This is a genomic window from Streptomyces sp. NPDC007157 (assembly GCF_040634235.1).
Lineage (GTDB): Bacteria > Actinomycetota > Actinomycetes > Streptomycetales > Streptomycetaceae > Streptomyces.
The window spans coordinates 81,671-108,375 of sequence record NZ_JBEYFE010000030.1 but is presented as its reverse complement, the minus strand read 5'-3'; the positions used below and the strand labels follow the sequence as shown (position 1 = coordinate 108,375).

Annotated in this window: 22 protein-coding genes; 16 read left to right on the top strand and 6 right to left on the bottom strand. The window is 70.8% G+C overall.

Features of this window, described 5'->3' with window-relative positions; translation table 11 throughout:
• Positions 1-2 precede the first annotated feature (2 nt).
• Both htpX and ABZ642_RS38650 read left to right on the top strand, forming a co-directional pair.
• Positions 3-923: a zinc metalloprotease HtpX gene (htpX, locus tag ABZ642_RS38655; protein WP_360493676.1), complete on the top strand. Its 921-nt coding sequence runs from the start codon at positions 3-5 to the stop codon at positions 921-923.
• 2 nt (positions 924-925) lie between these two features.
• Positions 926-1,510, top strand: coding sequence for a hypothetical protein (locus ABZ642_RS38650; RefSeq protein ID WP_360493732.1), 585 nt, complete (start codon positions 926-928; stop codon positions 1,508-1,510).
• Between the two features lie 81 nt (positions 1,511-1,591).
• Here the strand turns inward: ABZ642_RS38650 and ABZ642_RS38645 are convergent, their stop codons facing one another.
• On the bottom strand, positions 1,592-1,876 hold the full coding sequence (locus tag ABZ642_RS38645; RefSeq protein ID WP_360493673.1) for a hypothetical protein: 285 nt from the start codon (positions 1,874-1,876) through the stop codon (positions 1,592-1,594).
• Between the two features lie 538 nt (positions 1,877-2,414).
• Positions 2,415-2,729, bottom strand: a complete 315-nt coding sequence (locus ABZ642_RS38640; RefSeq protein WP_360493671.1) for a hypothetical protein — start codon at positions 2,727-2,729, stop codon at positions 2,415-2,417.
• A 232-nt stretch (positions 2,730-2,961) separates the two neighbouring features.
• On the opposite strand from ABZ642_RS38640, the gene ABZ642_RS38635 reads away from it, so the two are divergent.
• From ABZ642_RS38635 to ABZ642_RS38595, 9 genes are all read left to right on the top strand, one after another.
• Positions 2,962-3,330 (top strand): arsenate reductase family protein, encoded by a 369-nt coding sequence (locus tag ABZ642_RS38635; protein ID WP_360493668.1) that lies wholly within the window; start codon positions 2,962-2,964, stop codon positions 3,328-3,330.
• A gap of 131 nt (positions 3,331-3,461) precedes the next feature.
• On the top strand, positions 3,462-4,169 hold the full coding sequence (locus ABZ642_RS38630) for a hypothetical protein (RefSeq protein WP_360493665.1): 708 nt from the start codon (positions 3,462-3,464) through the stop codon (positions 4,167-4,169).
• A 283-nt stretch (positions 4,170-4,452) separates the two neighbouring features.
• Positions 4,453-5,484 carry a glutamine synthetase gene (gene glnII, locus ABZ642_RS38625; RefSeq protein ID WP_360493662.1) on the top strand — a complete coding sequence of 344 codons (1,032 nt, stop codon included), beginning with the start codon at positions 4,453-4,455 and terminating at the stop codon, positions 5,482-5,484.
• Positions 5,485-5,566: 82 nt separating this feature from the next.
• Positions 5,567-5,734 (top strand): hypothetical protein, encoded by a 168-nt coding sequence (locus ABZ642_RS38620; RefSeq protein ID WP_360493659.1) that lies wholly within the window; start codon positions 5,567-5,569, stop codon positions 5,732-5,734.
• Positions 5,735-6,018: 284 nt separating this feature from the next.
• The gene (locus tag ABZ642_RS38615) at positions 6,019-6,627 is read left to right on the top strand and encodes a winged helix-turn-helix domain-containing protein (RefSeq protein ID WP_360493656.1); all 609 of its coding nucleotides are present in this window, start codon (positions 6,019-6,021) and stop codon (positions 6,625-6,627) included.
• 65 nt (positions 6,628-6,692) lie between these two features.
• A complete protein-coding gene (locus ABZ642_RS38610; protein WP_360493654.1) occupies positions 6,693-7,703 on the top strand; it encodes an NAD-dependent epimerase/dehydratase family protein in 1,011 nt (336 codons plus the stop codon).
• A 146-nt stretch (positions 7,704-7,849) separates the two neighbouring features.
• The gene (locus tag ABZ642_RS38605; RefSeq protein ID WP_360493651.1) at positions 7,850-9,145 is read left to right on the top strand and encodes a sensor domain-containing protein; all 1,296 of its coding nucleotides are present in this window, start codon (positions 7,850-7,852) and stop codon (positions 9,143-9,145) included.
• Positions 9,130-9,780, top strand: coding sequence for a response regulator transcription factor (locus tag ABZ642_RS38600; protein ID WP_360493648.1), 651 nt, complete (start codon positions 9,130-9,132; stop codon positions 9,778-9,780). Before ABZ642_RS38605 ends, ABZ642_RS38600 begins: the two co-directional genes overlap by 16 nt.
• 172 nt (positions 9,781-9,952) lie before the next feature.
• Positions 9,953-11,482 (top strand): DUF1996 domain-containing protein, encoded by a 1,530-nt coding sequence (locus ABZ642_RS38595; protein WP_360493645.1) that lies wholly within the window; start codon positions 9,953-9,955, stop codon positions 11,480-11,482.
• Positions 11,483-11,570: 88 nt separating this feature from the next.
• Here the strand turns inward: ABZ642_RS38595 and ABZ642_RS38590 are convergent, their stop codons facing one another.
• Complete coding sequence (locus ABZ642_RS38590) at positions 11,571-11,978, bottom strand: hypothetical protein (protein ID WP_360493642.1); 408 nt, start codon at positions 11,976-11,978, stop codon at positions 11,571-11,573.
• Positions 11,979-12,137: 159 nt separating this feature from the next.
• Between ABZ642_RS38590 and ABZ642_RS38585 the strand changes: the two genes are divergently transcribed.
• The 4 genes from ABZ642_RS38585 to ABZ642_RS38570 all read left to right on the top strand — a co-directional run bounded on the left by ABZ642_RS38585 (position 12,138) and on the right by ABZ642_RS38570 (position 16,835).
• Positions 12,138-14,066 (top strand): hypothetical protein, encoded by a 1,929-nt coding sequence (locus ABZ642_RS38585; RefSeq protein ID WP_360493640.1) that lies wholly within the window; start codon positions 12,138-12,140, stop codon positions 14,064-14,066.
• Positions 14,067-14,155: 89 nt separating this feature from the next.
• Positions 14,156-15,061: a metal-dependent hydrolase gene (locus ABZ642_RS38580; protein ID WP_360493637.1), complete on the top strand. Its 906-nt coding sequence runs from the start codon at positions 14,156-14,158 to the stop codon at positions 15,059-15,061.
• Positions 15,061-16,089, top strand: a complete 1,029-nt coding sequence (locus tag ABZ642_RS38575) for a PDR/VanB family oxidoreductase (protein WP_360493634.1) — start codon at positions 15,061-15,063, stop codon at positions 16,087-16,089. The genes ABZ642_RS38580 and ABZ642_RS38575 overlap by 1 nt, the downstream gene beginning before the upstream one ends.
• 56 nt (positions 16,090-16,145) lie before the next feature.
• A complete protein-coding gene (locus tag ABZ642_RS38570; RefSeq protein WP_360493631.1) occupies positions 16,146-16,835 on the top strand; it encodes a TetR/AcrR family transcriptional regulator in 690 nt (229 codons plus the stop codon).
• 113 nt (positions 16,836-16,948) lie between these two features.
• Here ABZ642_RS38570 and ABZ642_RS38565 read toward each other — a convergent pair whose 3' ends face one another.
• From ABZ642_RS38565 to pulA, 3 genes are all read right to left on the bottom strand, one after another.
• Positions 16,949-17,305, bottom strand: a complete 357-nt coding sequence (locus ABZ642_RS38565) for an isomerase (protein WP_360493628.1) — start codon at positions 17,303-17,305, stop codon at positions 16,949-16,951.
• 34 nt (positions 17,306-17,339) lie between these two features.
• Complete coding sequence (locus ABZ642_RS38560) at positions 17,340-18,962, bottom strand: fused response regulator/phosphatase (protein WP_360493625.1); 1,623 nt, start codon at positions 18,960-18,962, stop codon at positions 17,340-17,342.
• A gap of 72 nt (positions 18,963-19,034) precedes the next feature.
• On the bottom strand, positions 19,035-24,401 hold the full coding sequence (gene pulA, locus ABZ642_RS38555) for a pullulanase-type alpha-1,6-glucosidase (protein WP_360493622.1): 5,367 nt from the start codon (positions 24,399-24,401) through the stop codon (positions 19,035-19,037).
• 229 nt (positions 24,402-24,630) lie between these two features.
• Here pulA and ABZ642_RS38550 point away from each other — a divergent pair, with 229 nt between their 5' ends.
• Positions 24,631-26,703, top strand: coding sequence for a carbohydrate-binding module family 20 domain-containing protein (locus ABZ642_RS38550; protein WP_360493619.1), 2,073 nt, complete (start codon positions 24,631-24,633; stop codon positions 26,701-26,703).
• Positions 26,704-26,705 lie beyond the last annotated feature (2 nt).

The window sequence follows — 26,705 nt, the reverse complement described above, 5'->3', positions numbered from 1 at the left end:
AGATGCAGAGCCGCTTCCGGAGCGACCGGCGACTGACCGTGCGGATGACGGTCACGCTGTTCCTGCTCGGATTGTTGTACGTCGGCTTCGTTGCCGCGTTGATCGTGTTGCTGAAGTCGTGGCTGCTGGTCGTCGTACTGGTGGGCGCGATGTTCGTGGCACAGTTCTGGTTCTCCGACCGGATCGCGATGTTCGCCATGCACGGGCGGGTCGTGGAACGCGAGGAGTATCCCGAGCTGCACGCGGTGGTGGACCGGCTGTGTGCCATCGCCGACATGCCGAAACCCGTGGTCGCCGTGTCCGCGATGGACATGCCGAACGCGTTCGCCACCGGGCGGAATCCCGATCACGCCGTCGTCTGTGTGACCACGGGCCTGCTGCGGCGGCTGGAACCCGCCGAGCTGGAGGGGGTCCTCGCACACGAGCTGTCGCACGTCGCGCACAAGGACGTCGCCGTGATCACGGTCGCGTCCTTCCTGGGTGTGATCGCGGGCCTGGTCGTGCGGTTCGCCTTCTACTCGCAGATCTTCGGCGGGGGCAGGCGTGACCAGAACACGGCCGCGGTCTTCGCCGCCATCATCGGGGTCTCCGCCGCCGTGTACGCGATCAGTTTCCTGCTGATCAGGGCGCTGAGCCGGTACCGGGAGCTGGCGGCCGACCGGGCCGCGGCCCAGCTCACCGGGCGCCCCTCCGCGCTGGCGTCGGCGCTCACCAAGGTCTCCGGCGACATCGCCCGGATTCCGACCAAGGACCTCCGTACCGCCCAGGCCTTCAACGCGTTCTACTTCACCCCGGCGACCGGCAAGGAGCCCGGCATCGAGCGCTTCTTCTCCACCCACCCGCCCCTGGAGCAGCGGCTCGAGCAGCTGGGGCGGATCTCGGCGGAGCTGGGTGAGGCGGCGACGCCCGGGAAGGCCGGGTGAGCATGGGGTTCCTGGACATCCTGCTCGGCCGCACCAAGCCCGTCGCCCCCGACCTCGACCAGTTGTTCGCACTGCCGTCGGCGGCGGTGACCCTGGAGGCGGCCGCCGGGTTCCGGCCCACCGGCCTGGGCGCGGTGTGTTTCGCCACCGTGGAGGGCGCGGCCTTCGAGCAGACCCACCGCGAGGTGCAGGCGCTCCTCGACGCGGACACCGAACGCAACGGCTCCCCGGTGGAGCTGAGCCAGGACCACTACGGGTACTCCTGGCTGGTCTCGCGGCGCACCCCCGACCAGCTTCCGCAGCTGGTCAACGACCTGCACGCGGTGAACAGTTCGATGGAGGTCAACGGCTTCGGCCCGCAACTGCTCTGTTCCCTGGCCTCCTTCGAAGACGAGCGCGGGCGCAGGCTCGCGCTCGTCTATCTCTACAAGCGGGCGACGTTCTACCCCTTCGCGCCGCTGCCCGGCTCCGGTGAACGGCGCGACAGCGCGCTGGAGTTGCAGATGAAGGCGACCCTCGCGAACGACCTGCGGATCGAGCAGGACCTCAGCCGCTGGTTCCCGGTGTGGGGTGCCCCCGGCCTCTGACCGGCCGGGGACACCCACCCGCGGGACCGGCCGGGGACACCCACCCGCGGGACCGGCCAGTGGACACCCACCCGCGGGCCCCTACTGGCCCTTGTTCCGCTCCTGACGCCGGAACTCCAGGGGGCGCTCGCGCCGGTAGCGGCGCTCCCACTTGGCCTGACGGTCACGGCGGTCGCGGTACGTCTTGTAGTCGTTCGGCGTGCCCCCGCCCCCGCCGGACGGACCGCCCGACGAGGATGCCGACGACGAGCCGCGCCCGTAGTGGACGTACAGGAAGAGCACGGCGACTGCGGCGAGCCACCAGTTGTGGTTTCCGAATCCGAGGATGACCAGGACGACAGTTCCGGATAGGACGATGGTGCCCATGACGGGCCTCCGTGGCGTGGGCGTGTGTGAGCGGTCGACGGATCCGACGGCACGCGGGGGACGGCGGCCGTCCGTCGGTGCGTAGCAGAGTAGCCCCGAGTCCCCAGGGCGCGGTCGGCCCTTCGGAAAGCGGTGGTGGACGGCTCCGGAACGCGTCTCCAGCGTAGGGATCCGGTCACTCGGCGTGCATCCCGTTTTCGGGGGCGACCGCATGAGTGACAGGTCCGGCTCAGCCCCCCGGTGCCGCCGTCACAAGGCCCGCGGTGACGGCGGTGCCGAGGACGGCGTGGTCGGCGGTGCCGAGGACCGCGTGGTCGGTGGTGGCCCGGTCGGCGTGGGCGTGGGCGTGGGCGCGTGCCAGGGTCCTGCCGCACAGGCGGCGTGGACGCGCAGGCCCCTCGGGCCCATGGCGGCGATCTCGGCGGAGCCCTTCATGTCGCGCGGCCGGCGCCGGTGGAAGGCGCGGGGCGCGGGCGGGAGGCCCGGCGACGAAGGCGCCGGGTGCCGTGTCGGACACACGGCACCCGGCGCCACCGGTTCACCGCGAATACCGCATCAGGGCCCGCACCATGTGGCACGTGGTGGCCGACGGCGGATGGACGCCGATGCTCTGCGCCGTGCTCCGGATCGTCTCGTCACGCGCCTGGTTGGGCACGTAGACGCCGGAGTCGAGCAGGGCGATGGCGAGGCGCATGGCCTTGAGGCGGCGGTTGTGCGTGACGTACCACTCGCGTGGCCGCCCGGCCGGCAGCGGGCGCTTCTCCGCCGGCGCGTAGGGCGAGTCGAGCAGCACGGCACGCTTCGCGGTGGACTGGGTCGGCAACGGCTTCGGCTTCAGTGCGGCAGCGGGCACAGGCATCCTCCTGTCGCGGTCAGAGAGCCTCCGGACACCCCGGCGACTCTCTCGAACACTGCTTCCAGTGTACCGGCCCCCACTGACAATCGGGGGCCCGGAACGGACCGTCAAAACAGCAGGTGGCGAAGGGAATTGGGGTTCCGTTTCAGGGGTTCCGGATGGGGCGGATGGGGTCGCATGAATTCGAACAACGCCGGTCGCCGCAGAGTCGGCGGCTACCGTGTCCGGCATGGAGATCTGGATCAACCCGGCCTGCTCGAAGTGCCGTACCGCGATCGGCCTGCTCGACGCCGAGGGGGCCGACTACACCGTCCGCCGCTATCTGGAGGACGTGCCGAGCGCGGACGAGATCAGGGCCGTACTGGAACGGCTCGGGCTCGAACCCTGGGACATCACCCGCACCCAGGAAGCCGTGGCGAAGGAGCTGGGACTGAGGGAGTGGGCGCGGGACGAGGCGGCGCGCGACCGCTGGATCACGGCGCTCGCCGAGCACCCGAAGCTCATCCAGCGGCCGATCATCACCGCGGACGACGGGACCGCGCTCGTCGCCCGCACCGACGAGGCCGTACAGGAAGCGCTGACCAGGAGCACGAGGTGACGAGAGGTGAACCGGCCTCAACTCCATTGTGACGCAGGTTACTTAGGTGGCTCCCGTAACCACTGAGTAACTCCGTTCGGCATCTCGTACATAGCGGCGTACGCTCCCCCACCCCTCTTCAGGAGGCGCGCATGTCGCGTAGGAGAACTCTCGGCGCCAAGAAGTCGATCGCACTGCTGGTCGGCGCCGCAGCCGTCGCCGGCGGCGGGGCCTTCGTCCTGGCGTCCACCTCGAACGCCGCGCAGACCCCGCAGAACGCGAAGACGCTGTCCTCGGCCGCGGACTCGACCGTCTGCTCGGGGCTGGCCACCGCCCTCGGCAACAACCAGAAGTTCATCGCGGACCAGAAGGCGAACCCGGACGCCCAGTCGTCGGCCCGGATCGCCAACCGCGAAGCGGTCATCGCGCAGATCAAGGTCCAGCAGAAGGCGTCCGGTTGCGTCGTTGGGGAGTCGGCTCAGGGCTCCCAGGCGGCGGGCGGTGCGCAGACGGGCCAGACCGGTCAGACGGGCCAGACCGGCCAGCAGGCCGCCACGCCGGCGCCGTCGAAGAGCGCGGCCACCGGGAACACCGGAGGCGGCGCCACCGCGGGCCAGCAGGTCTGCAACGGCTCGACCGTCACGCTGTCCGGCGAGGCCGGCGCCCCGGCCGCCTCCAGCAACCAGTTCCCGGCGGGAACCACGCTGAAGGTCACCAACCTGGACAACAACAAGTCCACGACGGTGAAGGTCACCTCGGTCTCCGGCAGTTGCGTGCTGCTCAACAACGCCGCCTTCGAACAGGTCCGGGAACCCGGCAAGTTCCTGATCCGCCGGGCCCTGATCCAGAAGGTCGGCTGACCGACGAGACGGGCCGTGGCTCGGCCGCCGGCTTTCACGGAGGGAAAGCCGGCGGCCGCCGCGCAGGGCCGCGTACGGCGCCCGAAATGGGCTCCGTACCCCGCCCGCCCGTGCCTCACAACGTGAGTCGCACCACAGAACCGCCAGGTAACACCGGGTTCACATTCGAGCAATGATCGGGAAATCGCCTGTTGACAGGCTGCCGGGCAACACCGAGGCGCCCCAGTGCCGTAGCGCCGCTGCACCCGCAAGTGCGCCCGACCCACCCCGAAGGATGTGGCCCGTGACCTTCAAGGCTGAGTACATCTGGATCGACGGCACCGAGCCGACGGCCAAGCTGCGTTCGAAGACGAAGATCATCGCGGGCGCCCCCGCCGGTCTCGACGCGCTGCCGATCTGGGGCTTCGACGGGTCCTCCACGAACCAGGCCGAGGGGCACTCCTCGGACCGTGTGCTGAAGCCGGTCTTCACCTGCCCGGACCCGATCCGCGGCGGCGACGACGTACTCGTCCTGTGCGAGGTCCTGGACATCGACTTCACCCCGCACTCCTCCAACACGCGTGCCGCGCTGGCCGAGGTCGCGGAGAAGTTCGCCGCGCAGGAGCCCATCTTCGGCATCGAGCAGGAGTACACCTTCTTCGACGGCGCCCGTCCGCTGGGCTTCCCCGAGGGCGGCTTCCCGGCCCCGCAGGGCGGCTACTACTGCGGTGTCGGCGCCGACGAGATCTTCGGCCGCGAGATCGTCGAGGCGCACCTGGACAACTGCCTGAAGGCGGGTCTGGCGATCTCCGGCATCAACGCCGAGGTCATGCCCGGCCAGTGGGAGTTCCAGGTCGGCCCGGTCTCCCCGCTGGAGGTCTCCGACCACCTGTGGGTGGCCCGCTGGCTGCTCTACCGCACCGCCGAGGACTTCGGCGTCTCCGCCACCCTCGACCCCAAGCCGGTCAAGGGCGACTGGAACGGCGCCGGTGCGCACACCAACTTCTCCACCAAGGCGATGCGCGAGGGCTACGACGCGATCATCACCGCGTGCGAGTCGCTCGGCGAGGGCTCCAAGCCGCTCGACCACGTCAAGAACTACGGCGCCGGCATCGACGACCGTCTGACGGGTCTGCACGAGACCGCCCCGTGGAACGAGTACTCCTACGGCGTCTCCAACCGCGGTGCCTCGGTCCGTATCCCCTGGCAGGTCGAGAAGGACGGCAAGGGCTACATCGAGGACCGCCGCCCGAACGCCAACGTCGACCCGTACCTGGTGACCCGGCTGATCGTCGACACCTGCTGCACCGCCCTGGACAAGGCCGGCCAGGTCTGATCCGCGCACTCCCCGCAGGGGCGTCCACCGTCACGGTGGACGCCCCTGCGGCGTTGTCGGTGGCGCGTGTCAGGGCGGGCGCGTGGACATCGACGAGGTGGTCGCCGTCCTCACCGCCGACGGGCTGTCCGCAGTGTGGGACGGCAATCCGGACAGGGCGATCGAGCTCACCTCGTTGACCTGGCACAAATGCCTGGTGGGACAAGGCGGGCAGCGTCAGGATCCCGCCAGGGAGGCGTCCAAGCAGTGAGAGAAGGGTCCTGTTTCCGGGCTGTGTCTGCTTCAATGGGCGCATGGCCAGCTACCAGAAGTGCAGCGCGACGGGTCGCCATGACCTCGAGCCCTTCTGGCCTTCCCGTCAGCACCACGACTTCGACCGGGTGTGTTGCCGCGCGATGAACGCGCGGGCCCTCTAAAGCCGTACACCCCGGCCTTCGGCCAGCGCGGAACGCAGTACGTCCCCGGCGCGCCCGACCACGAATCGCGGCCGTCGTCCCGACCGACGAACTCCTCGCGCGAAAGAGCTGACGTCTCATGGCGACCACTCGTTCTCTCTCCCCCGCCTCCGCCCTCGCCGCCTCCTCGGCCTCCCGGCACCGGCTGCGTGCCGTCGACCGGGACGAGGTGGTGGACATGGCGGACTTCCTGCCGCCGGGGGCCACTTGGCTGCCCGCCCCGCAGCACACCGTGCCCACCCTGCCGGGCCAGCCGCCGATGATCGGCTACCTGGTGCTGGTCCCGGCGGACCAGCGGCCGCCGTTCCTGCCGGTCGCGGTGCCGGACCCGCAGCAGCCGGCCGACGAACCGGGGGCGACCACGGCGACCGCCGCGAGCGCCGCGTCCGGTACCCGGCCGCTCGTCACCGTCGACTCCGTGCAGCGCACCGCCCAGGTCGACGGACGTGAACTCGACCTCACCTACCTGGAGTTCGAGCTCCTCGCCCATCTGGTCGCGCACCCCAACCGGGTGCACACCCGCGACCAGCTGGTCACCACGGTCTGGGGCTACGGCCACGTCGGCGACGGCCGCACGGTCGACGTCCATGTCGCCCGGCTGCGCCGCAAGCTCGGCGCGGAGCACCGCAAGGCGATCCAGACGGTCCGCCGGGTCGGCTACAAGTACACCCCGCCGACCGGCCGCTGACGAGCCGCTCTGCCCTCGGCAGAGTCCCGTTCCGTCCGGCGCCCCTTCCGGGCACGATCACCTGCATGAGACTTCTCGTGCTGGGTGGTACGGAGTTCGTGGGGCGGGCCGTCGTGGCGGCGGCGCTGGGACGCGGCTGGGAGGTGACCGTCTTCCACCGGGGACGGCACCGGCCCCCGGCGGGCGTACGGTCGCTGCACGGCGACCGCACCGCGCCCGACGGCCTCGCCGCGCTCGCCGACGGCACCGAATGGGACGCGGTCGTCGACACCTGGTCGGCCGCGCCCCGCGCCGTCCGGGAGACGGCACGGCTGCTGCGGGACCGCGCCGGACGGTACGCGTACGTGTCGAGCTGCTCGGTGTACGACTGGCCGCGCCCGGCCGGTTTCACCGAGGACACGGCGCTGGTGACGGGGGCCGCGGCCGACGCCGACCGGACCGCGTACCCGCAGGACAAGCGGGGCGGTGAGCTGGCCGCCGTGGAGTCCTTCGGCGCGGACGGCTCGGTGCTGGTGCGGGCCGGGCTGATCCTCGGGCCGTACGAGAACGTCGGCCGGCTGCCGTGGTGGCTGCGCCGGATCGCCCGGGGCGGCCCGGTGCTGGCACCGGGCCCGCACGACCTGGCCGTCCAGTTCGTGGACGCCCGTGATCTCGCCGAGTGGACCCTGGGCGCGGTCGAGCGGGGGCTGTCCGGGCCGTACAACCTGGTCGGGCCGCCCGGGCACACCACGATGGGCGAGCTGCTGGAGGCTTGCCGCCGGGTCACGGGCTCGGCCGCGGAGCTCCGCTGGACCGACCCCGAGGTGATCCTCGCCGCCGGGATCGAGCCGTGGGTGCAGCTGCCGGTGTGGGTACCGCCGGGGAGCGAGTTGCACGACGCGGTGCATCGGATGGATGCGGCGAGGGCGGTGGGTACGGGGCTGGTGTGCCGTTCGGCCTCGGAGACGGTGGCGGATACGTGGGGGTGGCTCCGGGGGATCGATGGGGAGGCGCCGATGAGGCCGGACCGTACGGCGGTGGGGCTGGACCCGGCTGTCGAGGCGAGGGTGCTTGGCCTTTCGACCGGAGGGGCGTGATCGGTCTGCGGGCCGGCGGCGGTTGATCGCGCGGTTCCCCGCGCCCCTGTCGGGGCGCCGCGGTCCCGGGGTGTACTCAGCACCACCTCCTCACACGGGGGTTCGGGCCAGTGACCCGTGCAGAGGTGGTCGGAGAGACTGGCCGCATGACGACGAACACGTACAGCGGTGGCTTCCGCGGCAGGGCGCGTGAGGTGCTGCTGGCCGCCGTGCGGGGGCTGGTGCTGGCGCTGGTGATGCCGGCGATCTCGATCCTCTGCTTTGTCCTGACGGCGGTCTCCGTAGCGCTGATCCCGATCGGCGTCGGTATCGTCACCACGCCCCGGATCCTGGGCGCTGTCCGGGAGGTGGCGGACGTGCGGCGGCGGCTCGCGTACGAGTGGTGCGGGGTGCGGATCCCGTCGGCGTACCGGCCTCTGCCGCCGGACGCCAACCCCTGGACGCGCACCATCGGCATGCTGCGGGACCCGCAGGTGCGGCGGGACGTGCTGTGGCTGCTGGTGGACATGACGGCCGGGTTCGTGACCGCGCTGCTGCCGGCGGTGCTCGTGTTCTATCCCTTCGAGGGGTTCGCGCTGGCGGCGGGACTGTGGCGGACCATGACGGGCGGCCCGTACGGGAAGTACGGCCCGTACTGGTACGGCTTCGTGCCGGTCACCGGCCAGGCCACCGCGTTCGCCGCCGCCGGACTCGGCGCCGTCATCCTCGTCGCCGCCTCCCGCTACGCCCCCGCCGCGCTGACCGTCCACTTCAAGCTCACCCGTGCCGTCCTCGAACCGGGGCAGGGTGAACTCCTCGAGCGGGTGCGGGTGTTGACCGAGACCCGGAAGGACGCGGTGGACACCTCGGCGGCCGAGCTGCGGCGGATCGAGCGGGATCTGCACGACGGGGCGCAGGCCCGGCTGGTGGCCATGGGCATGGACCTCGGCACCATCGAGATGCTCCTCGACAAGGATCCGGAGCAGGCGAAGCGACTGCTCGCGCAGGCCCGGCAGGCGTCCGTGGAGGCCCTGGGCGAGCTGCGCGACCTGGTGCGGGGCATCCATCCGCCGGTGCTGGCCGAGCGCGGACTCGGCGATGCCGTAAGGGCGTTGGCGCTGCGGCTGCCGGTGCCCACGGAGGTGACCGTGGACCTGCCGGGCCGGGCGGACGCGCCGGTGGAGTCGGCCGCGTACTTTGCGGTGAGCGAGGTGCTGACCAACGCGGTCAAGCACTCCGGCGCCGACCGGATCTGGGTGGACCTGCATCACGTGCCGGAGGGCGTCGGCATGCTGCGGATCTCGGTCACCGACCACGGCCGGGGCGGCGCGGTGATCGGCGCCGGGTCGGGACTCGCCGGGGTCGAGCGGCGGCTGGGTACATTCGACGGCGTCCTGGCCGTCAGCAGCCCCGCGGGCGGTCCCACCATGGTCACCATGGAGATTCCGTGCGTGTTGTCCTAGCCGAAGACCTGTTCCTGCTCCGCGACGGGCTGGTCCGGCTGCTGGAGGCCTACGGCTTCGAGATCGCGGCCGCCGTCGAGACCGGTCCCGAACTCACCCGGGCGCTGGCCGAGTCGGAGCCGGACGTGGCGGTGGTGGACGTACGGCTGCCGCCCACGCACACCGACGAGGGGCTGCAGTGCGCGCTCAGGGCGCGGCGGGACCGGCCCGGGCTGCCGGTGCTGGTCCTCTCCCAGCACGTGGAGCAGCTCTACGCGCGGGAGCTGCTGGCCGACGGCACCGGCGGGGTGGGGTATCTGCTGAAGGACCGGGTGTTCGACGCCGAGCAGTTCGTGGACGCCGTACGGCGGGTCGCGGCGGGCGGTACGGCCATGGATCCGCAGGTGATCCAGCAGTTGCTGTCCCGGCGGGCCGGCGACCGGCCCCTGGAGGGCTTGACACGGCGGGAGCTGGAGGTGCTGGAGCTGATGGCGCAGGGCCGTTCGAACGCGGCGATCGCGGCTCAGCTCGTCGTCACGGAACGGGCCATCGCCAAACACACCTCCAACATCTTCACCAAACTGGGACTCGAGGTGTCGGACGATGACAATCGGCGCGTCCTGGCGGTGCTCGCGTATCTGGACCGCGACCGCTGATTTTCCAGAAATCGCCCTGCTCAAACGGCAGTTGTGGCCCAAGTGCGTAACAAATCTCTGATGAATTTGTGAGGCAGCTGAACACGTCTGAGGCGGGGTGCGTATGAAAGGACGCCGCTTCACTCCTGTCGGGCGCCTCGATGCTGCCCCGCAAGGAAGTCAGAGGAGTTCCATGGGACGCAACACACGCAAGCGCCGTTCGCCATTGGCCGTCAAGGCCATAGCCGCATCGGCGGCCATAGCGCTCGGCGGGGGCGGGCTGCTCTGGGCACAGATGAACGCTTCGGCGCACGAGTCGAACAACTCAGCCCAGAACTACACGAAGGCTGCCGCTGCCTCGGTCGCGACGATCTCCTGCCCGGACGTCGGCCAGAAGCTGACGAACGTGCCCGCCAAGGCCAAGTGGGGGGTGGCGGCGGAACTGGCGAAGCTCGACAAGCAGATCACCGAGGCCTACGCCCGTCTCGCCTCCACGCGCCAGGCCCAGGCGAACGACGCGAACTTCGTACAGAACGCGATCGTCGGCCCCCTGAAGGAGAAGCGGGCGGCCACGATCGACCGGATCCGGATCGACATCACCCGGGTCGGCGGGCAGTTCGACAGCTCGCTGGCCCAGCTCGCCGCCTGCACCACGCAGACCGCCAACCAGACCACCGCCGGCGGGGGCAACAACAACGGTGGTCAGAACAACAACAACGGCGGCCAGAACAACGGGAACGGCCAGGCCACGGCCGCCCCGAGTGCCAGCGCCAGCGCCCCGGCCAACATCGGCGGGCAGGCGGGCAACGGCCCGGTCGCGGCCGACTTCGTGGACATCACGAAGGTCGCGCCGAACGTCCTGGCCAAGCCGCAGAAGCAGCGCACCGCCTCGACCGGTACCTTCACCACCCGCTGCGGTGTGAACGCGAACAAGAACCACAACACCGACAACGTCATCGTGGCGCCCGGCGTGACCAACGGCGCGCACCACCTGCACGACTACGTCGGCAACCAGAAGGTCAACGCGTTCGCCACCAACGACTCGATGCTGGCCGCGCCGAGCTCCTGCCAGAACCAGAGCGACCTGTCGTCGTACTACTGGCCGGTCGTGCGTGTCCAGGACGGTTCGCAGGACTTCGACCAGAACGCGGACGGCGGTGGCAAGGAAGGCAACGTCGGCAAGATCCTGACCCCGCAGTCGGCGGAGATCAAGTACGTCGGCAGCCCGGCCGCCAAGGTCGTCGCGATGCCGCAGTTCCTGCGCATCATCACCGGTGACGCCAAGACCACGACCAACGGTCTGGCCAACGCCAACGCGCACTGGAGCTGCACCGGCTTCGAGAACAAGGTCCAGCTGACCGAGCAGTACCCGATCTGCCCGCAGGGCAGCAACGTGGTCCGGACGTTCGCCTTCCAGAGCTGCTGGGACGGCGTCAACATCGACAGCGCCAACCACCGTACGCACGTGGCCTTCGCGGACCCGGCGAGCGGTGTCTGCGGGAACGGCTTCAAGGCCATTCCGCAGCTGACGATGCGCCTGGTCTACAAGATCACCCCGCCGACCGTCCAGAACGGCCAGGTCAAGAACGCCTACGCCGTGGACGGTTTCCCGGAGCAGCTGCACAAGCCGTCGACCGACCACGACGACTTCATCAGCGTCACCAAGAACAACCTGGCGGCGAAGATCGCCAACTGCATCAACTCCGGCCGCAGGTGCCAGTGAGCAACACCCCTGGCTAGCCGGTAGCACGAAGGCGGGCGGTGGGAATCTCCCACCGCCCGCCTTCGTGTGTGTGCGGGTCCGTACGACGTCAGCCGGTGTGCTTGCTGTGGTCGGTCCCGATCTCCTCCTCGCCGCCCAGCGTGGTCTGCAGCGTCTTGACCACCACGTCGTCGCCGACGGCGACCCACTTGCGGCCGACGAGGTAGAAACCGCCGTAGTCCTTGGCGTCGTTGATCCACTCGCGCTGGCCGCGGTCGGTGGCGAAGGTGGCGAAGACGAACTTGCCGGCCGCGGTCTTGCAGATGGCCTGGCGGACCTCGTCGGAGTCGATCTGCATGTCCGGGGTGCACTTCACCTTGGCGGCCAGGCTCTCCAGGCTGCCGGTGGCGGTCACCGGGATCTTCGCCTCCGCGCTGCTGTCACCGGATCCACAGCCCGCCAGCGCCAGTACGGCCGCCGCGCCGGCCACGGCGAGCATCGGTCGGGTCAACCTCATCTGTTCCTCCGGTCGCGTTGCCGGCCCCGGGAATGCCTTCGGGGCCCTCCCCTTCGATACGGCTGTGGGGCGCGGGGCGCTCAAATCGAGCAGGGGTCCAGGATGCCGTGGTCACCCGGGTGGCGGTGACCTACCAACGGTTCGCTCGTTCTCCAGGACGTGCAGTCACAGGATGTAGCCCAGCGTCACGCAGCCGCCTCCGCCGGAGCCCTGGGTCCGGCCGTCGATGTCGAGCAGGCCGAGGCCGCGCTCGTCGAGCACTACCCACGACTGGTCCGGCTCGCCTACCTGGTGCTGCCGCCGGGCCTGGCCCGGGGCCGCCGCGTCCTGACCGCGCACTCCCTGGTCCAGCGGGCGCTGCCGCGCGGCCGTAAGCAGGCGCCGGTGATCCCGGCCCAGTCCACCGGCCGGGACACCGACCCCGGGTACGCCCTGGTCCGCCTCGAAGTGGTGCGTACGGCGCTGGAGGCCGGCCTGCCGCTCAGGCTGACCGCGTGGCCCAAGCGGGCCCAGCTGCCGCCGCTGCTCCCCCAGGTGTGGGGCCTCAGGCTCTTCCCGCGCTCCGGCGGCGCCGACGAACTCGCCCTGGACCAGCGCCTCGCCACCCTGTCCGGCCCGGCCCGCGCCGCCTATGCCCTGCGCGGTCTCGAACAGCTCCCCGACGGCGAGGTCCGCAAGGTCCTCCGGACCGCCGGGGTGGAGCACCCGGACGACGCGCTCGCCGAGGCGAACGGCGTGCCGGCCGAGTACCCGCTGCTCGACTCCCCCGAGTTCGACCCCTGTTCCCTGCAGGCCCGGCCCACCGATCTGATGCGGCGCCGCCAGCACACCAAGGCCGCGCTGGCCGCCGCGGCGGCGCTCGCGGTGTGCGGGGCGCTGGTCGCGCTGCCGGGCGGCGGCTGGGGCGCCGACGGCGCGGCGGCGCCGGTGTACGCGCAGAACCCGGCCGCCCAGGCCGCCCTGGACCCGGCCCAGCTGACGAAGGCGCCGTCCACCGCCTGGAAGACCGCCGCCCGCACCGACTTCTCCGCCTGGCCCGCACGTGGCGCCCTCACCGGCGACACCGCGCTGCTGCGCCGCGCCCTCGCCGTCTGGGCCCGGCCCGGCGAGACCGTCCGCGTCTCGGCGACCCCCGGCACCCAGACCGGCGGCCCGGCCGGCCCGCCCCAGCTGCTGTACGCGGGCGTCGTCGACAGCGCCCGGGTGGTGATCTTCTACGACGGTCTGCGCATCGTCCGTTACGCCGAGCCGAAGGACGGCACCCAGGGCGCGGCCCTGGACCTCGCCCGCGTCGACGGCGCGACCGGCGTCGAGGCGGAGGCGATGGTGCTGGGCCGCTCCGACGGCAACGTCCGCTATCTGACGGCTCCCTGGGTGACCAGGGCGGCGGAGCGGGACCTGGTGAAGCCGACCGCGGGGGCGATGGACCTCGGCCTGACCGACGGGGTGACCGGTCCGCTGGCCAGCCCCGCCCTCCAGCAGGGGGCCTGCACGTCCTGGAACGCGCTCCAGCTGACCGACGCGCAGGGCGTGCACCTCTCGACCGACCTGGGCGAGCTGGTGCCGGCCCGCCTCACCTCGGGCCGGCCCGGGTACACCGACGAGGCCTCGGGTGCGAAGGCGCTGCGCGACTGGGCGCCGTTCGCCTGCTCGCTGTCCGCCGAACGGTCCGCCGGAGTGCGCAGCGTCAACGCCTGGGCGTTCGCCGAGCAGCCGCTGCCGGACGCCGGTGGCGCCGGGGCGTGGGTGTGCACGCGCGCGGAGACCTGGCGGGGCGACGGCACGATGTCGCTGGCCCAGTTCCGGACGCCGGGCAGTCAGTACGGGGCGGTGGCGGCGAAGGGGTCCGACGTGACGGCGTGCGGTCCGCGTGATCCGCACGTGCTGGCCGGGGTGTTGTGGAAGTCCGGGGCCGGGCAGTGGTACCTGCTGGCCGCGGGCAGCCGTGACACGGCGTCGATCCGGGCGACCGGCGGGGTCACCGCGTCGGCTCGGGGGACGCTGCTGGCGGCCAGGGCGAAGCAGGGCGCGCAGGCCTACCTGACGGGGACGCTGGAGGACGGGAGCGGGATCAGCGGGCTGCGGTGAGGCCCCCTCACCGAGCCTTGCTGACACTTCCGTAAACAAGCTCCGCCGCAGGTCTTCTCACACTGGCTACCCGTCAGTACATTGACGCCATGTCCAACAAGCAGCCGCAACCGGTGGCGTCCGAGCACATCGCGCTCACGGCCCGCAACGTGTCCTTCGCCTGGCAGGACACCCCGCTGCACTGGGTGCCCGGCGACCCGCTCGCCACGCACACCATCAACGTGCTGCATCTGCTGCTGCCCGCCGGCGAGCGCTGGTTCGTGCACGTCTACAAGCAGGTGCTGCCCCTGATCCGCGACGAGCGGCTGCGTGCCGACGTCGTCGGGTTCATCGGGCAGGAGGCGATGCACTCCCAGGCCCATGACGAGGTGCTGCCCCACCTCAAGGAGCTGGGACTCGACCCGACGCCGTACACCGCGCAGGTGGACTGGTTCTTCGAGAAGCTGCTCGGCGACCGCACGCTGCCGCCGGGCCGGGCGCGGCGCTGGTGGCTGCTCGAACGGGTCGCGCTGATCGCGGCCATCGAGCACTACACCGCCTTCCTCGGCGACTGGGTGCTCAACGCCGACGAACTGGACCGGCGCGGCGCCGACCCGACCATGCTGGACCTGCTGCGCTGGCACGGCGCCGAGGAGGTCGAGCACCGGTCGGTCGCCTTCGATCTGTTCCAGCACGTCGACGGCGGCTACCGGCGGCGGGTGCGGACCTGGGCGACGGCGTTCACGGCGATCGTGTTCCTGTGGCAGCGCGGCGCCCGCTTCTTCATGGCGAACGACCCGACGCTCCTCGAAGGCCGGGCCCGGCTGAAGGACTTCTATCTCGCCGGCCGGCGCGGCACCCTGCCCGCCACCGGCGACATGCTCCGGTCCATACCGAGGTACCTGAGCCGCGGCTACCACCCCTCCCAGGAGGGCTCCACCGCCCAGGCGGTCGCCTACCTCGCCTCCTCCCCCGCCGCGCTGGCCGCGGAGCACGCCGAGAAGGGGGCCGCGTGATGCCGAGGCTGCGGACCGTCGTCGCCCTCGCGGGCGCCGCGCTGCTCGTCAAGCGGGCCATGAGACGCCGTATCGAGGTCTCCCCGCTGTGGCCGATGCCGGCCCTGGACCCGCCGACCTCCGGACAGCCGCGCTCCCGGGCGCTGCGGCTGCGGGTCGCCTCGCGCGAGACGGTCGCGGACAGGGTCGTCCAACTGCGCCTGGAAGGCGAGCGGTTGCCGGGCTGGGAGCCGGGGGCGCATCTCGACGTGGTGCTGCCGTCGGGACTGGTCCGGCAGTACTCGCTCTGCGGGGACCCGGCGGACACCTCGTCGTACACGATCGCCACGCGGCTGGTCACGGACGGGCGGGGCGGTTCCCGGGAGGTCCACGAGCAGCTGGCCGCGGGCGTGGAGCTGGAGGTGCGCGGGCCGCGCAACCGCTTCCCGCTCGTCGGGGCCGACGCCTATGTCTTCGTCGCCGGGGGCATCGGCATCACCCCGATCCTGTCGATGGTGCGGGCCGTGCCGGCGGGGGTGGAGTGGCGGCTGCTGTACTGCGGGCGGAGCCGGGCGTCGATGCCGTTCGTGGCGGAACTGGCCGGGGACGACCGGGTCACGGTCGTCGCGGAGGACGAGGCCGGCCGGCCGGACCTCGACGCGCTGACGGTCCCCGAGGGCGCGCTGGTGTACTGCTGCGGTCCGCAGGGGCTGATGGCGGCCGTGGAGGAGCGGTTCCCCGCCGTCCGGCTGGAACGCTTCGCGCCGCACACCGGTGGCGCGGGCAACCAGGAGTTCGAGCTGGAACTGCGGCGCAGCGGGCGGACGGTGACGGTGCCGGCCGACTCGACCGTGCTGGCCGCGGTGCGGGCGGAACTCCCCGACACCGCGTACTCCTGCGCCCAGGGGTTCTGCGGGACCTGCCGGCAGCGGGTGCTGGCCGGGGAGGTGGAGCACCGGGACGAGCTGCTGACGGACGCGGAGCGTGCCGACTCGATGCTGATCTGCGTATCCCGGGCGCGCGGGGGGAGACTTGTGCTGGATCTGTGAACGCCCACGCCGGGTCAGGTCCGTTGGAGGCCGGATCCGATCGGTAAGGTGTTCGTATGAGTACCGGGGTACGCCGCAGATTGGGAGTCGAGGAGCGGCGGCAGCAGTTGATCGGCGTCGCCCTCGAACTGTTCAGCCGTCGATCGCCCGACGAGGTCTCGATAGACGAGATAGCGTCGGCCGCGGGCATCTCGCGGCCGCTCGTCTACCACTACTTCCCCGGCAAGCTCAGCCTGTACGAGGCCGCGTTGAAGCGTGCCTCGGAGGATCTCGCGGGGCGCTTCGCCGAGCCGCGGGAAGGCCCGCTCGGGGCGCGGCTGCTGCGGGTGATGCGGCGCTTCTTCGACTTCGTCGACGAACACGGGCCCGGTTTCTCCGCGCTGATGCGCGGCGGCCCGGCGGTTGGCTCGTCCGCGACCAACGCGCTCATCGACTCCGTGCGGCAGGCCGCCTACGAGCAGATCCTCGCGCACCTCGACGTCACCGAGGCGCCGGCCCGCCTGGAACTGGTCGTCCGCTCCTGGATCTCCCTCGCCGAGTCGACCGCGCTGATCTGGCTGGACGGCCGGCGCATCCCCCGCGCCGAGCTGGAGGTCCAGCTCGTCCACGACTTCGCGGCGCTGGCCGCCGTCGGTGCCGCCCACGACGAGGAGATGAGCGCGCTGCTGAAGCGGATGGTCAAGGACGAGCCGGGCGACGGCCCGTTCGCGGACCTGGCCGTCCGGCTGCTCGCGCTGGCGGGCTGAGCGAAGTCGGGTGCGGTTCGGTGGCGCCCCAGAGGGGCGCGGGGAACTGCGCGACCAGCCACGACGGCGCCGCAGCCGAACGACCGCACACCACGGCGCTTACAGCGAAGCGTTCAGCCCTCGTACTTCCGGTACGACGGGTCCAGGTCACGGACCTCAGCCGACGCGTGCAGCACGAACCCCTCCGGCTTCAGATGCTCCCGCAGCAGTTCCAGTGTCGTCTCGGTCAGCTTCGCCTTCGTCTCGTCGGTGCGGCCGGCCAGCAGGCCGAAGGTCACGTGCACGATGACGTGCGCACCCTCGGCGTCATGGCCGAAGGCGGTGTCGTCGGCGGCGCGGAACAGCGTCTTGCAGGCCTCGGGCTTGGCGGCCGCGATCTCGACGACGGCGGTGTGCAGAGCCCTGGCGAAGCCCTCCCGGTCGAAGACGGTGTCCGCGGCGGCGGAGTAGTCGACGGTGATCTGCGGCATGGGCCCTCCTGGTCGGCTGGAACTGGGGTCCAGCCTAGTTCGCCAGGCTCAGTGCCAGCAGGGCGACGTCGTCCTCGCGATCCCGGCCGAAACAGGCCAGGAGGGTGTCGCAGAGGGCCTCCAGGCCGGGCAGGGCGCCGACGGCGGCGGCACGGAGTTGTTCCATCGAGACCGTGAGGTCGGTGCCCCGGGTCTCGATCAGGCCGTCGGTGACCATGAGGAGCCGGTCGGTGGGTTCGAGGACCAGCTCGGTGGGCGGCGGGTGCGGCAGGCCCACGCCGAGCAGCGGACCGGAGGCCTTGACGTACTCGGCGCTGCCGTCGTCACCCAGTATCAGCGGCGGGATGTGACCGGCGTTGGCGATGCGGGTGCGCCCGGTCCGCGGATCGATCAGGGCCAGGCAGACGGTGGCCGTGACCTCGGCGTGGTAGTGCTGGAGCAGCCGGTCGAGCCGTTCGGCGAGCACGGCCGGGTCGCTCTCCGCGAGGCAGTAGGCGCGCAGCGCGTGCCGCAGTTCGACCATGACGGTGGCCGCGTCCAGCGAGTGCCCGACGACGTCCCCCACCGCGGTGAGCACTCCGTCGCCGACCCGCAGGGCCGCGTAGAAGTCGCCGCCGATCTCGGTCTCCTGGGAGGCGGGCTCGTAACGGACCGCTATGTCGACGCCCGGCAGCTCGGGCAGTTGGTGCGGGCGGGGCAGGAAGCTGTGCTGGAGGGTGAGCGCGACATGCCGCTCCACCTGGTACATGAGCAGCGGCTCGGCGGCGAGCGCGGTGGCCTGGGCCAGCTGGGCCAGCAGCGCCTCGTTCTCGGGGCTGACCCGGCGCCGGCCGCGGGTTGGGGTGGCCAGGCAGACCGGCACGTTGCCGTCCTGGGTGAGGACCAGCGTCAGCCGGGCGTCGTGCTGCACCCCGGGCCGGAAGAACCCGGTGGGCCACAGCGGCGCCGGCACGGTGGTGATCTGGACCCCGCACTGCCCCCGGGTGAGCCGCCGCAGCAGCCCGGCGACGTCCCGGTGGGCGCCCTCGTCGGGCAGGGCCAGGGAGGTGCGCTCCCGGCTCAGGCCGCGGTACAGCTCGCCGTCCCGGTCGAGGACGAAGACGGCGGCCGGGCAGCCGAGCAGCCGGGCGGCGCCGTCCGCCGTGGCATCGGTCAGTTCCTGCAGCGAGCGCGCCGACTGGATGGTGACGATCGTCTCCGACAGCTGCCTGAGCCGTCGCACCAGCGCCTGGTCGTCGGCGCGCAGCCGGGCGGCGCGGACCGCGGCCCGGACCGCGGCCTCGATGTCCTCCGGTTCGGCGGGCACCGTCAGATAGGCCTCGGCGCCCGTCTCCAGTCCCGGGCAGCGGTCCGCCGGGACGGCGGAGAGCGCCGAGAAGTGCACCACGGGCAGGCCGGCCATGTGCGGCCGCTCCTTGAGCCGGCGGCACAGCTCGAAGCCGCTCATGTCCGGCAGGTGCACGTCGACGAGGGCCACGTCGGGCAGCCGGCCCTTGCGCAGCCGTACGTCGAGTTCGCTGAGCGCCTCCTGGCCGCGGCCGACCGCGACGACCTCGTGACCGGCCCGGCGCAGCACGGTGCCCATCGCGTACCGGCTCGCGGCCTCGTCGTCCACGATCAGCACGGTGGTGTCGGTGAGGTTGCCGTTGACGTCCATTTACCAGCCCCTGGACAACGCCGGTGGGGCAGCACCCGGTTCCGGGCCTGCCCCACCAAAGTAGTGCGAATGTCATGCGGTTCGGGAGAACACCGCCACGGTGCGTCCCGGAACGATGAACGTACCCGCTTCCCGGTCGTACGATGCGGACTTGACGACGGAATCGGCGCCCGCCGCCTGTACCGGGTGCAGCCGGTAACCGGTGCCGGCCAGCGCGTCCACCCGCTGCTCCTGCCGCAGCGGCGTCGCGTTGAACACGACGACGAGGTCACCGAGTTCCATCGTGATCACGCCAGGCGTCTCGTCCTTCCCGGACAGTGGGAACGAGAGCTTCGACTGCACCTGTCCAGCTGTGTCCAGCGAGAACACGCTGTCGGTCGTACGGATTCTCAGCAGATCGCGGTAGGCGGCCGAGGTCCCGTCGATCTCCGCGCAGCCGACCCGCACCGAACTCAGCAACGGCTTGGCGTAGGGCCACTTGGACGCGTTGTCGGCGGCCGGGGGCAGCCCGCGCCCGAAGCCGTTGCCGTCGGAGCAGTTCCAGTGGATGGCGTTGAACCAGTCGCCGCTGTCGAAGGAGTTGCGGTCCAGGGACTTGGAGCGGAGCAGGTCCGTGCCCGCCTGGGAGAGCGACGGGCCCTGTGACAGGGCGGCCGTGGCCATCGCCAGGACCTGCATCCGGGCCCGGTCGGCGGCGCTGGTGGTGGCCGGCAGCTTGTACGTCAGCGCGTCGAACAGCGACTCGTTGTCGTGCGCGTCGACATAGGCGAGGGCGTCGCCGGGCGCGTCCGCGTATCCGGCGGGCGAGCCGTTGTAGTCGACCTCGGCGCCGGTGACCTCCTTGCCGTCGGTGTCGGTGAACCGGTACCTGGCGAGGTTGCCGCTCAGGCCGACCTTGATCAGGTCCTGGTAGTGCAGCAGCCGGGCCTTCTGCTCGGCCGGAGTGCCGTTGGCCGTGGACGCGTTGGGGTCGGTGTACAGCCCGGACGCGAAGCCCTGGACGCCGGGGTCCTCGTCGAAGGGGCTGCCGCCGCGTACGGCGTCCCGGGCGCGGTCGGAGAAGGTGGCGATGCCGGTGCCGGCCATGTTGGCCTGGGTGGCCTGCACGAACCGGGCGTCGTCGGCGACCTCGCCGAAGTTCCAGCCCTCGCCGTAGAGGATGATCTTCTTGCCGTCGACGCCGTCCTTCTTCGGGGTCAGCGCGTCCAGGGCCTTCCTGACCGCCAGGATGTTGGCCTTCGGGTGGTGGCCCATCAGGTCGAAGCGGAAGCCGTCGACCTTGTACTCCTTGGCCCAGGTGACGATCGAGTCGACCACCAGCTTGCCCATCATGGCGTTCTCGGGCGCGGTGTTGGCGCAGCAGGTGCTGTTCGCGACCGAGCCGTCGGCGAGCAGCCGCTGGTAGTAGCCGGGCACGATCTTGTCGAGGACGGACGTGTCCGCCTGTCCGCTCGCCGCGGTGTGGTTGTAGACGACGTCCATGACGACCCGCAGGCCGTCCTGGTTCAGCGACTTGACCATCCGCCGGAACTGGACCGTGCGGGCGGTGCCGTCGGGATCGGTGGCGTACGACCCCTCGGGGACCGTGAAGTGGTAGGGGTCGTAACCCCAGTTGTAGGCGTCCTTGGCGGCGGTCGCGGCCACGCACTCCTGCTGCTGGTCGGAGTCGGCCGGGTAGGAGGCGAGGTCGCAGCCGGGGCCGGCCTGGTCGGCCTTCTTCTCGGGCACGGTGGCGAAGTCGAAGGCCGGCAGGAGATGGACGTACGACGTCCCGGACTTGGCGAGTTCGCGCAGGTGCTTCGAGCCGTCGCTGCCCTTGTCGGTGAAGGCCAGGTACGTGCCCCGGTCGGCGGCCGGGACCGTGGAGTCCGCCACCGAGTAGTCCCGGACGTGCAGTTCCTGGATCTGGGCGTCCTTCAGCGGCACGGCCTTGGGCTTGGTGTAGGTCGACCAGCCGCCCGGGGCCAGCGACCTGTCGTCCAGGTCGACGACGAGACTGCGCTCGGAGTTCGCGGTCAGGGCGACCGAGTAGGGGTCGGTGACCTTGTTGGTGACCAGCTTCCGGACGCTGGGCGCCCAGACCTTCACGACGTACCGGTAGGGCTTGTTCTTCCAGGACCCGGGTCCGGTGACGGACCAGACGCCGGTGGCGGGGTTCCGCTTCATGGCCACGGTGGAGCCGCCGAGTTCGAGGCCCACGCTCTGTGCGGTCGGCGCCCAGACGGAGAGGGTCGGCTTCCCGTCGTGGAAGACCGGACCGAGACCCGCCGTGGTCGCCTTGGCGTACACGTCGTCGAGGACCCCGGCGATCTGGACGCCGGTCGCGGCCAGCACCGCGCCGTTCGCGGCCCGCTGGGAGGCGACGAGCTGCCCGTCCAGTGCGTCGCGAACCCGGCCCCGGTCGCGTGGATCGACCGACCAGGCCGTGTAGTCCTTCAGGTACGGGAACCTGGCCTTCTGGGCGTCGGTGAGCGTGGTCTTCGTCAGCCGCAGCCACCGCTCGTCGTCGCTCGTCAGCGTCCCGTCCGCGACGGCGATCGAACCGTCGTGGGAGTAGAGGAGCTGGGTGGAGGCGGCACCGTCGACGCCGTCCCAGGCGACGGTGTCCCGGTCGATCCAGATCGCCTTGGAGGTGGTCAGGTCGAGGGCGGCCGCGCTCCCGGCGGGCTGCGGGAGCAGGTACTTCTCCTGGCCGTTCAACAGCCACACCTCGTAGCCGCCGGCCTTGAGGTCCAGGGACTGGTCGGTGGGGAGATCCTTCTCGTCACCGTTGTGGATGATGTAGCTGAGGCTGGTGGCACCCTCGGTGAGCGGTACCTCGAAGACCGCGCCATAGGCGTCGGTCCGCACCGGCTTCAGGGGGCTCGACCAGTCGGTGGGGTTCGCGGCGCCCGTCCAGACGTGCAGACCCCAGCCGTCGTAGTTCCCGTCGGCGCGGTGGTAGTGGATGACCGCCTTGGTGGTGTCCTGGGCGGGGTACTCGGGTCGCTTCGTCAGGACGTCCGCCTTCCCCTGCTCGATCCAGACCTCGCCCGTCCTGGTGACGTCGATGGAGCGGTCGGCGGAGACGTCCTTGTTGCCGTCCTTGTCGACGACGAGGAAGCCGACGTTCGAGGCACCGGATTTCAGTTTGACGTAGGCGAAGGCGCCGTACGCGTCGCGGCCGACGAACGGGTGACCGGCGGGCCAGGTGGTCGCCTCGCCGTCGGCGATGTCGCCCCAGGCGTACAGGCCCCAGTCGGCGTAGTCGCCGTCGGTGCGCTGGTAGTGGACGATCGCGTAGTCGCGGGAGGAGGCGGTGGGGGTCTCGGGGGCGGGCGGGGTGCCGGAGGTGCTCTCGGCCGTGGCGGCGGCGCGGTGGCCCGCCGAGTCGACGACGACCGCCTTGTAGCGCAGGGCGGTGCCGGCCGGGACGTCCTCGGCGAGGGTCTGGGTGACCTTGTAGGGGGCGTGGTCGGCGGAGCCGAGGGTGGTCCACCTGCCGTTGCCGACCTGGGCGGCGAAGACGACCCGGTCGAGCTGACCGCCGGTGACGTTCGCGGTGAGGTCGACGGTGCCGGTGGCGCCGGCGGCCGGGGCGGCGAGGGTGATCTCCGGGCCGGTGGCGGGCTTGGCGAGGGGGCCGGTGGCCTTGTAGACGACGGCGGATCCGGCCGGGACGGTGACGGTCAGCCGGTCCGCGCCGTCGGAGGTCAGGGTGCTGTCCGTGCCGTAGATCGCGCGGTAGCGCTGGTCGGCGGAGCCGGTGGTGAAGGCAGCGGTCTTCGGCGCCTCGGCGTTGTTGAAGGCGACGACGTACTCCTGGCCGGTCTTCGCGTCCGTCCGGGTGAACGCGTAGACGCCGGCGCCGTCGGCCGCGTAGCGCTCGGTCTGCACGCCGTCGGCGAGGGCCGGGTTGGCCGCGCGCAGCTTGGAGAGAGCACTGATCTGCCGGTAGAGCGGCGCACTGGTGTCATAGGCGTCGCTCGCGGCGGTCCGGTCGGTGCCGATCTCGTCGTCGTCGAGGTAGTCGGCGACCTTCGACGCGAACATCGTCTGCCGGGCGTCCTTGTCCCCGCCCGAGCCGGTGAAGCCCTGCTCGTCGCCGTAGTAGACGACCGGGTTGCCCCGGCTGAGGAACATCAGCTCGTTGGCGAGCCGGTCCTTGGCCAGCAGTTGGGCGTCGGTGGCCTTCGGGTTGTCCTGCTCCAGGAAGTACCCGATCCGGCCCATGTCGTGGTTGCCGAGGAAGGTGACCTGCTCGTAGGCGTTGGCCTTGTCGGTCGTGTACTTGTAGTCGTCGCCGAAGAGCGAGGCGAGCTTCTGCGCGCTGCCGCCCTGGGAGGCGTAGGCGCGGGCCGCGTCCTGGAAGGGGAAGTCGAGGGTCGCGTCCAACCGCCCCTGGGTGACGTACGGGGAGGTGACCGAGGTGTCGGCGGAGTAGGTCTCGCCGAACATGAAGAAGTTCTTGCGGCCGTGCCGGGCCGCGTACTTGTCGAGCGCGGTCGCCCACTGGGTCCAGAACTCCATGTTGACGTTCTTCACGGTGTCGATCCGGAAGCCGTCGATGTCGTAGTCCCGCACCCACCGTTCGTAGATCTTCTCCATCCCGCTGACGACCTCGGGACGCTCGGTCCACAGGTCGTCGAGGCCGGAGAAGTCGCCGGAGGTGGCGGACTCGCCGGCGAACGTGGAGTCGCCCCGGTTGTGGTACATCGTCGGGTCGTTGAGCCAGGACGGCACCTTCGACCGGCTGGTCACGGTGGGCGTGCGCGGGAAGGAGGCGGCGGAGACGGCCGGGAACTTCTTCTTCCCGTCCGCGTAGTCCGCGTCGTCGAAGGGCTGCCCGTCCTTGGTCAGGTAGGGGAAGGCACCCTTGGAGAGGTAGTCGTACGACTTCTCCTCGTAGTCGACGACGTCGGCGGTGTGGTTGGTGATGACGTCGAAGAAGACCTTCATCCCCTTGGCGTGCGCCTTGGAGATCAGGGTCTCCAGGTCCTTGTTGGTCCCGAAGTGCGGGTCGACCTGGGTGAAGTCGGTGATCCAGTAACCGTGGTAGCCGGCCGAGGCGTTGCTGCCCGTGCCCTGCACGGGCTTGTTCTTGAAGATCGGGGCCATCCAGAGGGCGGTGGTGCCGAGCCCCTTGATGTAGTCGAGCCGCTTGGTCAGGCCCTTGAGGTCACCGCCCTGGTAGAAGCCCTTGTCGGTGGGGTCGTAGCCGGTGGAGAGGCGGGAGCCGGTGAGGCCGCCCTTGTCGTTGCCGGTGTCGCCGTTGGCGAAACGGTCCGGCATGACGAAGTAGAACTGCTCGCGGGTGTCGTCGTGCCGGGCGGGCTCGGCGGCGAGCTTCGCGTCGGAGGGCGGTGCGGGAGGCGCGGCGGCGTGTGCGGCGAGGGGCTGCACGAGCGCGGCGGCGAGGGCGGCGACGGCGACGGCCGCGACCCGTCTGACATGTATCACCGGTGTGAACTCCTAGCGATGGCGGCTCTGTTGGGTCCGACCCCGCGCGACCGTACCGCCGCCGAAAGGCTTACAGCAAGAGGCTTGCAATTCACAGAAAGAACTTTCAACAACCGTATTGACGTGCCCTTCTCAACTGCCGCACGCTCACGGGTTGTTGAACCCCGTCTCGTTCCTTCCGGAGCCCTCTGAACCCTCTGAACCCCCCGAACCCTTTTCGGAGCCGCACATGACCACCAGACACCGACCCCCGGGTGTCCTCCGCCGCACGGCGGGCGCGCTGGCCGCGGGCGCCCTCGCACTGGCCGGCGCGATCGCCCTCCCGGCCGCGCCCGCACAGGCGGACACCACCGCCAAGGGCGACGTGATCGCCAACCTGTGGGAGTGGAACTGGAACTCGATCGCGTCCGAATGCACCGACGTCCTCGGCCCGGCCGGCTACGGCGCGGTCCAGGTCGCCCCGCCCTCCGAGTCCCTCAAGCAGTCCAGCTACTACTGGTGGGACGTCTACCAGCCGTACTCGTACACCCTGAACAGCCGTTTCGGTACGGCGACCCAGTTCGCGTCGATGGTCGGCGCCTGTCACGCGGCGGGCGTGAAGGTCTACACGGACGCGGTGATCAACCACACCGCCGCGCAGACCGGCACCGGCTACGACGGCACCACGCTCACCAGCAAGTACGACACTCCCGACTGGGACCCGAGCGACTACCACACCTCCGCCGACTGCCCCACCTCCGACCTGACCATCCAGGACTACTCCAACCTCACCCAGGTCCAGAACTGCGAACTGCTCGGCCTGCCGGACCTCAAGACCAGCGCGGACGACGTCCGTTCGGGTCTCGCCGCCTTCCTCAACAAGCAGATCGCGCTGGGCGTCGACGGCTTCCGGGTGGACTCGGCCAAGCACATCCCGGCCACCGACCTGGCGGCCATCGTCGCCAAGCTGAACACCACGACGTCCGGTGCGGCGCCGTACGTCTTCGACGAGGTCTACCCGGGCTCGACGCCGCAGCCCAGCGACTACTACGGCTCGGGTGACGTCCTCGACTTCACCTACGCGAGCAAGATGAAGTCGGCGTTCGAGGGCAACGTCAGCGACCTGTCCTCGCTGGAGAGCAGCGGCATCCTGCCCGCCGCCGACTCGGTGTCCTTCGTGACCAACCACGACACCGAGCGCAACGGCCTGCACATGAGCTACAAGGACGGCGACAGCTACAAGCTCGCCAACCTCTTCGAACTCGCCTACAAATGGTCGACGCCGACCATCTACTCCAGCTGGCAGTGGACCCAGAGCGACCAGGCGCCGCCGAACTCGGCCGGGTTCGTGACGGACACCGACTGCTCCAACGGCTGGAACTGCCTCGACCGGGACACGGCCGTCGTCGGCATGGTGGCCTGGCACAACGCGGCCGGCAGTGCGGCCGTCTCCAACTGGTCGACGAAGTCGTCCTCCGTCATCGGCTTCGGCCGCAGCGGCGCCGGCTTCTTCGCCGTCAACAACGGTTCCGCGCCCGCCACCTACACTTTCGCCACGGGAATGGCCGACGGCACCTACTCCAACGTCGTCGACGGTGGCGCCACCAAGGTCACCGTCTCCGGTGGCGACGCGTCGATCACCATCCCCGCGAAGGACGCGGTCGCCTTCTACGACGCCGACTACACCTGCACGGTCGGCTGCGACGACTCCGGCGGCGGCGGCTCCACCTCCACGGTGACGGCCACCTTCGACGAGTACGCCGCCACCCCCTCGGGCACCGGCGTCTACGTCGTCGGCTCCCTCGACGCCCTGGGCGGCTGGGACACCTCGAAGGCGGTCCAGCTGTCGTCCTCCGGGTACCCGGTCTGGTCGGGTGCGGTGAACGTGCCGATCAGCACGTCCTTCACCTACAAGTACGTGAAGAAGGACAGCTCCGGGAACGTCACCTGGGAGTCGAACGCCGACAGAGCGGCGGCCACGACGAGTTCGGCGATCTCGCTGAACAACTCCTGGAACGTGGCGGGCGACTCGGCCACCGACGTCACCTTCGACGAGTACGCGACGACGGACTGGGGCACCGACGTCTACGTCGTCGGCTCCATCGCGTCCCTCGGCTCCTGGAACACCGGCGACGCGATCCCGCTGTCGTCGGAGTCGTACCCGACCTGGAGCAGGCTGGTGATCGTCCCGAAGAGCACGGCCTTCACGTACAAGTACATCAAGAAGGACAGCTTCGGGAACGTGACGTGGGAGTCGGGCACGAACCGCTCGTACACCACGGGCAGCTCCTCCGGCTACACGACCAGTGACACCTGGAAGTAGAA

What these genes read in the sequence shown, in the direction of transcription:
- htpX (WP_360493676.1), top strand. Translation starts at nt 3, where the DNA reads ATGCAGAGCCGCTTCCGGAGCGACCGGCGACTGACCGTGCGGATGACG.
- ABZ642_RS38650 (WP_360493732.1), top strand. Translation starts at nt 926, where the DNA reads ATGGGGTTCCTGGACATCCTGCTCGGCCGCACCAAGCCCGTCGCCCCC.
- ABZ642_RS38645 (WP_360493673.1), bottom strand. Translation starts at nt 1,876, where the DNA reads ATGGGCACCATCGTCCTATCCGGAACTGTCGTCCTGGTCATCCTCGGA.
- ABZ642_RS38635 (WP_360493668.1), top strand. Translation starts at nt 2,962, where the DNA reads ATGGAGATCTGGATCAACCCGGCCTGCTCGAAGTGCCGTACCGCGATC.
- ABZ642_RS38630 (WP_360493665.1), top strand. Translation starts at nt 3,462, where the DNA reads ATGTCGCGTAGGAGAACTCTCGGCGCCAAGAAGTCGATCGCACTGCTG.
- ABZ642_RS38615 (WP_360493656.1), top strand. Translation starts at nt 6,019, where the DNA reads ATGGCGACCACTCGTTCTCTCTCCCCCGCCTCCGCCCTCGCCGCCTCC.
- ABZ642_RS38610 (WP_360493654.1), top strand. Translation starts at nt 6,693, where the DNA reads ATGAGACTTCTCGTGCTGGGTGGTACGGAGTTCGTGGGGCGGGCCGTC.
- ABZ642_RS38605 (WP_360493651.1), top strand. Translation starts at nt 7,850, where the DNA reads ATGACGACGAACACGTACAGCGGTGGCTTCCGCGGCAGGGCGCGTGAG.
- ABZ642_RS38595 (WP_360493645.1), top strand. Translation starts at nt 9,953, where the DNA reads ATGGGACGCAACACACGCAAGCGCCGTTCGCCATTGGCCGTCAAGGCC.
- ABZ642_RS38590 (WP_360493642.1), bottom strand. Translation starts at nt 11,978, where the DNA reads ATGAGGTTGACCCGACCGATGCTCGCCGTGGCCGGCGCGGCGGCCGTA.
- ABZ642_RS38580 (WP_360493637.1), top strand. Translation starts at nt 14,156, where the DNA reads ATGTCCAACAAGCAGCCGCAACCGGTGGCGTCCGAGCACATCGCGCTC.
- ABZ642_RS38575 (WP_360493634.1), top strand. Translation starts at nt 15,061, where the DNA reads ATGCCGAGGCTGCGGACCGTCGTCGCCCTCGCGGGCGCCGCGCTGCTC.
- ABZ642_RS38570 (WP_360493631.1), top strand. Translation starts at nt 16,146, where the DNA reads ATGAGTACCGGGGTACGCCGCAGATTGGGAGTCGAGGAGCGGCGGCAG.
- ABZ642_RS38565 (WP_360493628.1), bottom strand. Translation starts at nt 17,305, where the DNA reads ATGCCGCAGATCACCGTCGACTACTCCGCCGCCGCGGACACCGTCTTC.
- ABZ642_RS38560 (WP_360493625.1), bottom strand. Translation starts at nt 18,962, where the DNA reads ATGGACGTCAACGGCAACCTCACCGACACCACCGTGCTGATCGTGGAC.
- ABZ642_RS38550 (WP_360493619.1), top strand. Translation starts at nt 24,631, where the DNA reads ATGACCACCAGACACCGACCCCCGGGTGTCCTCCGCCGCACGGCGGGC.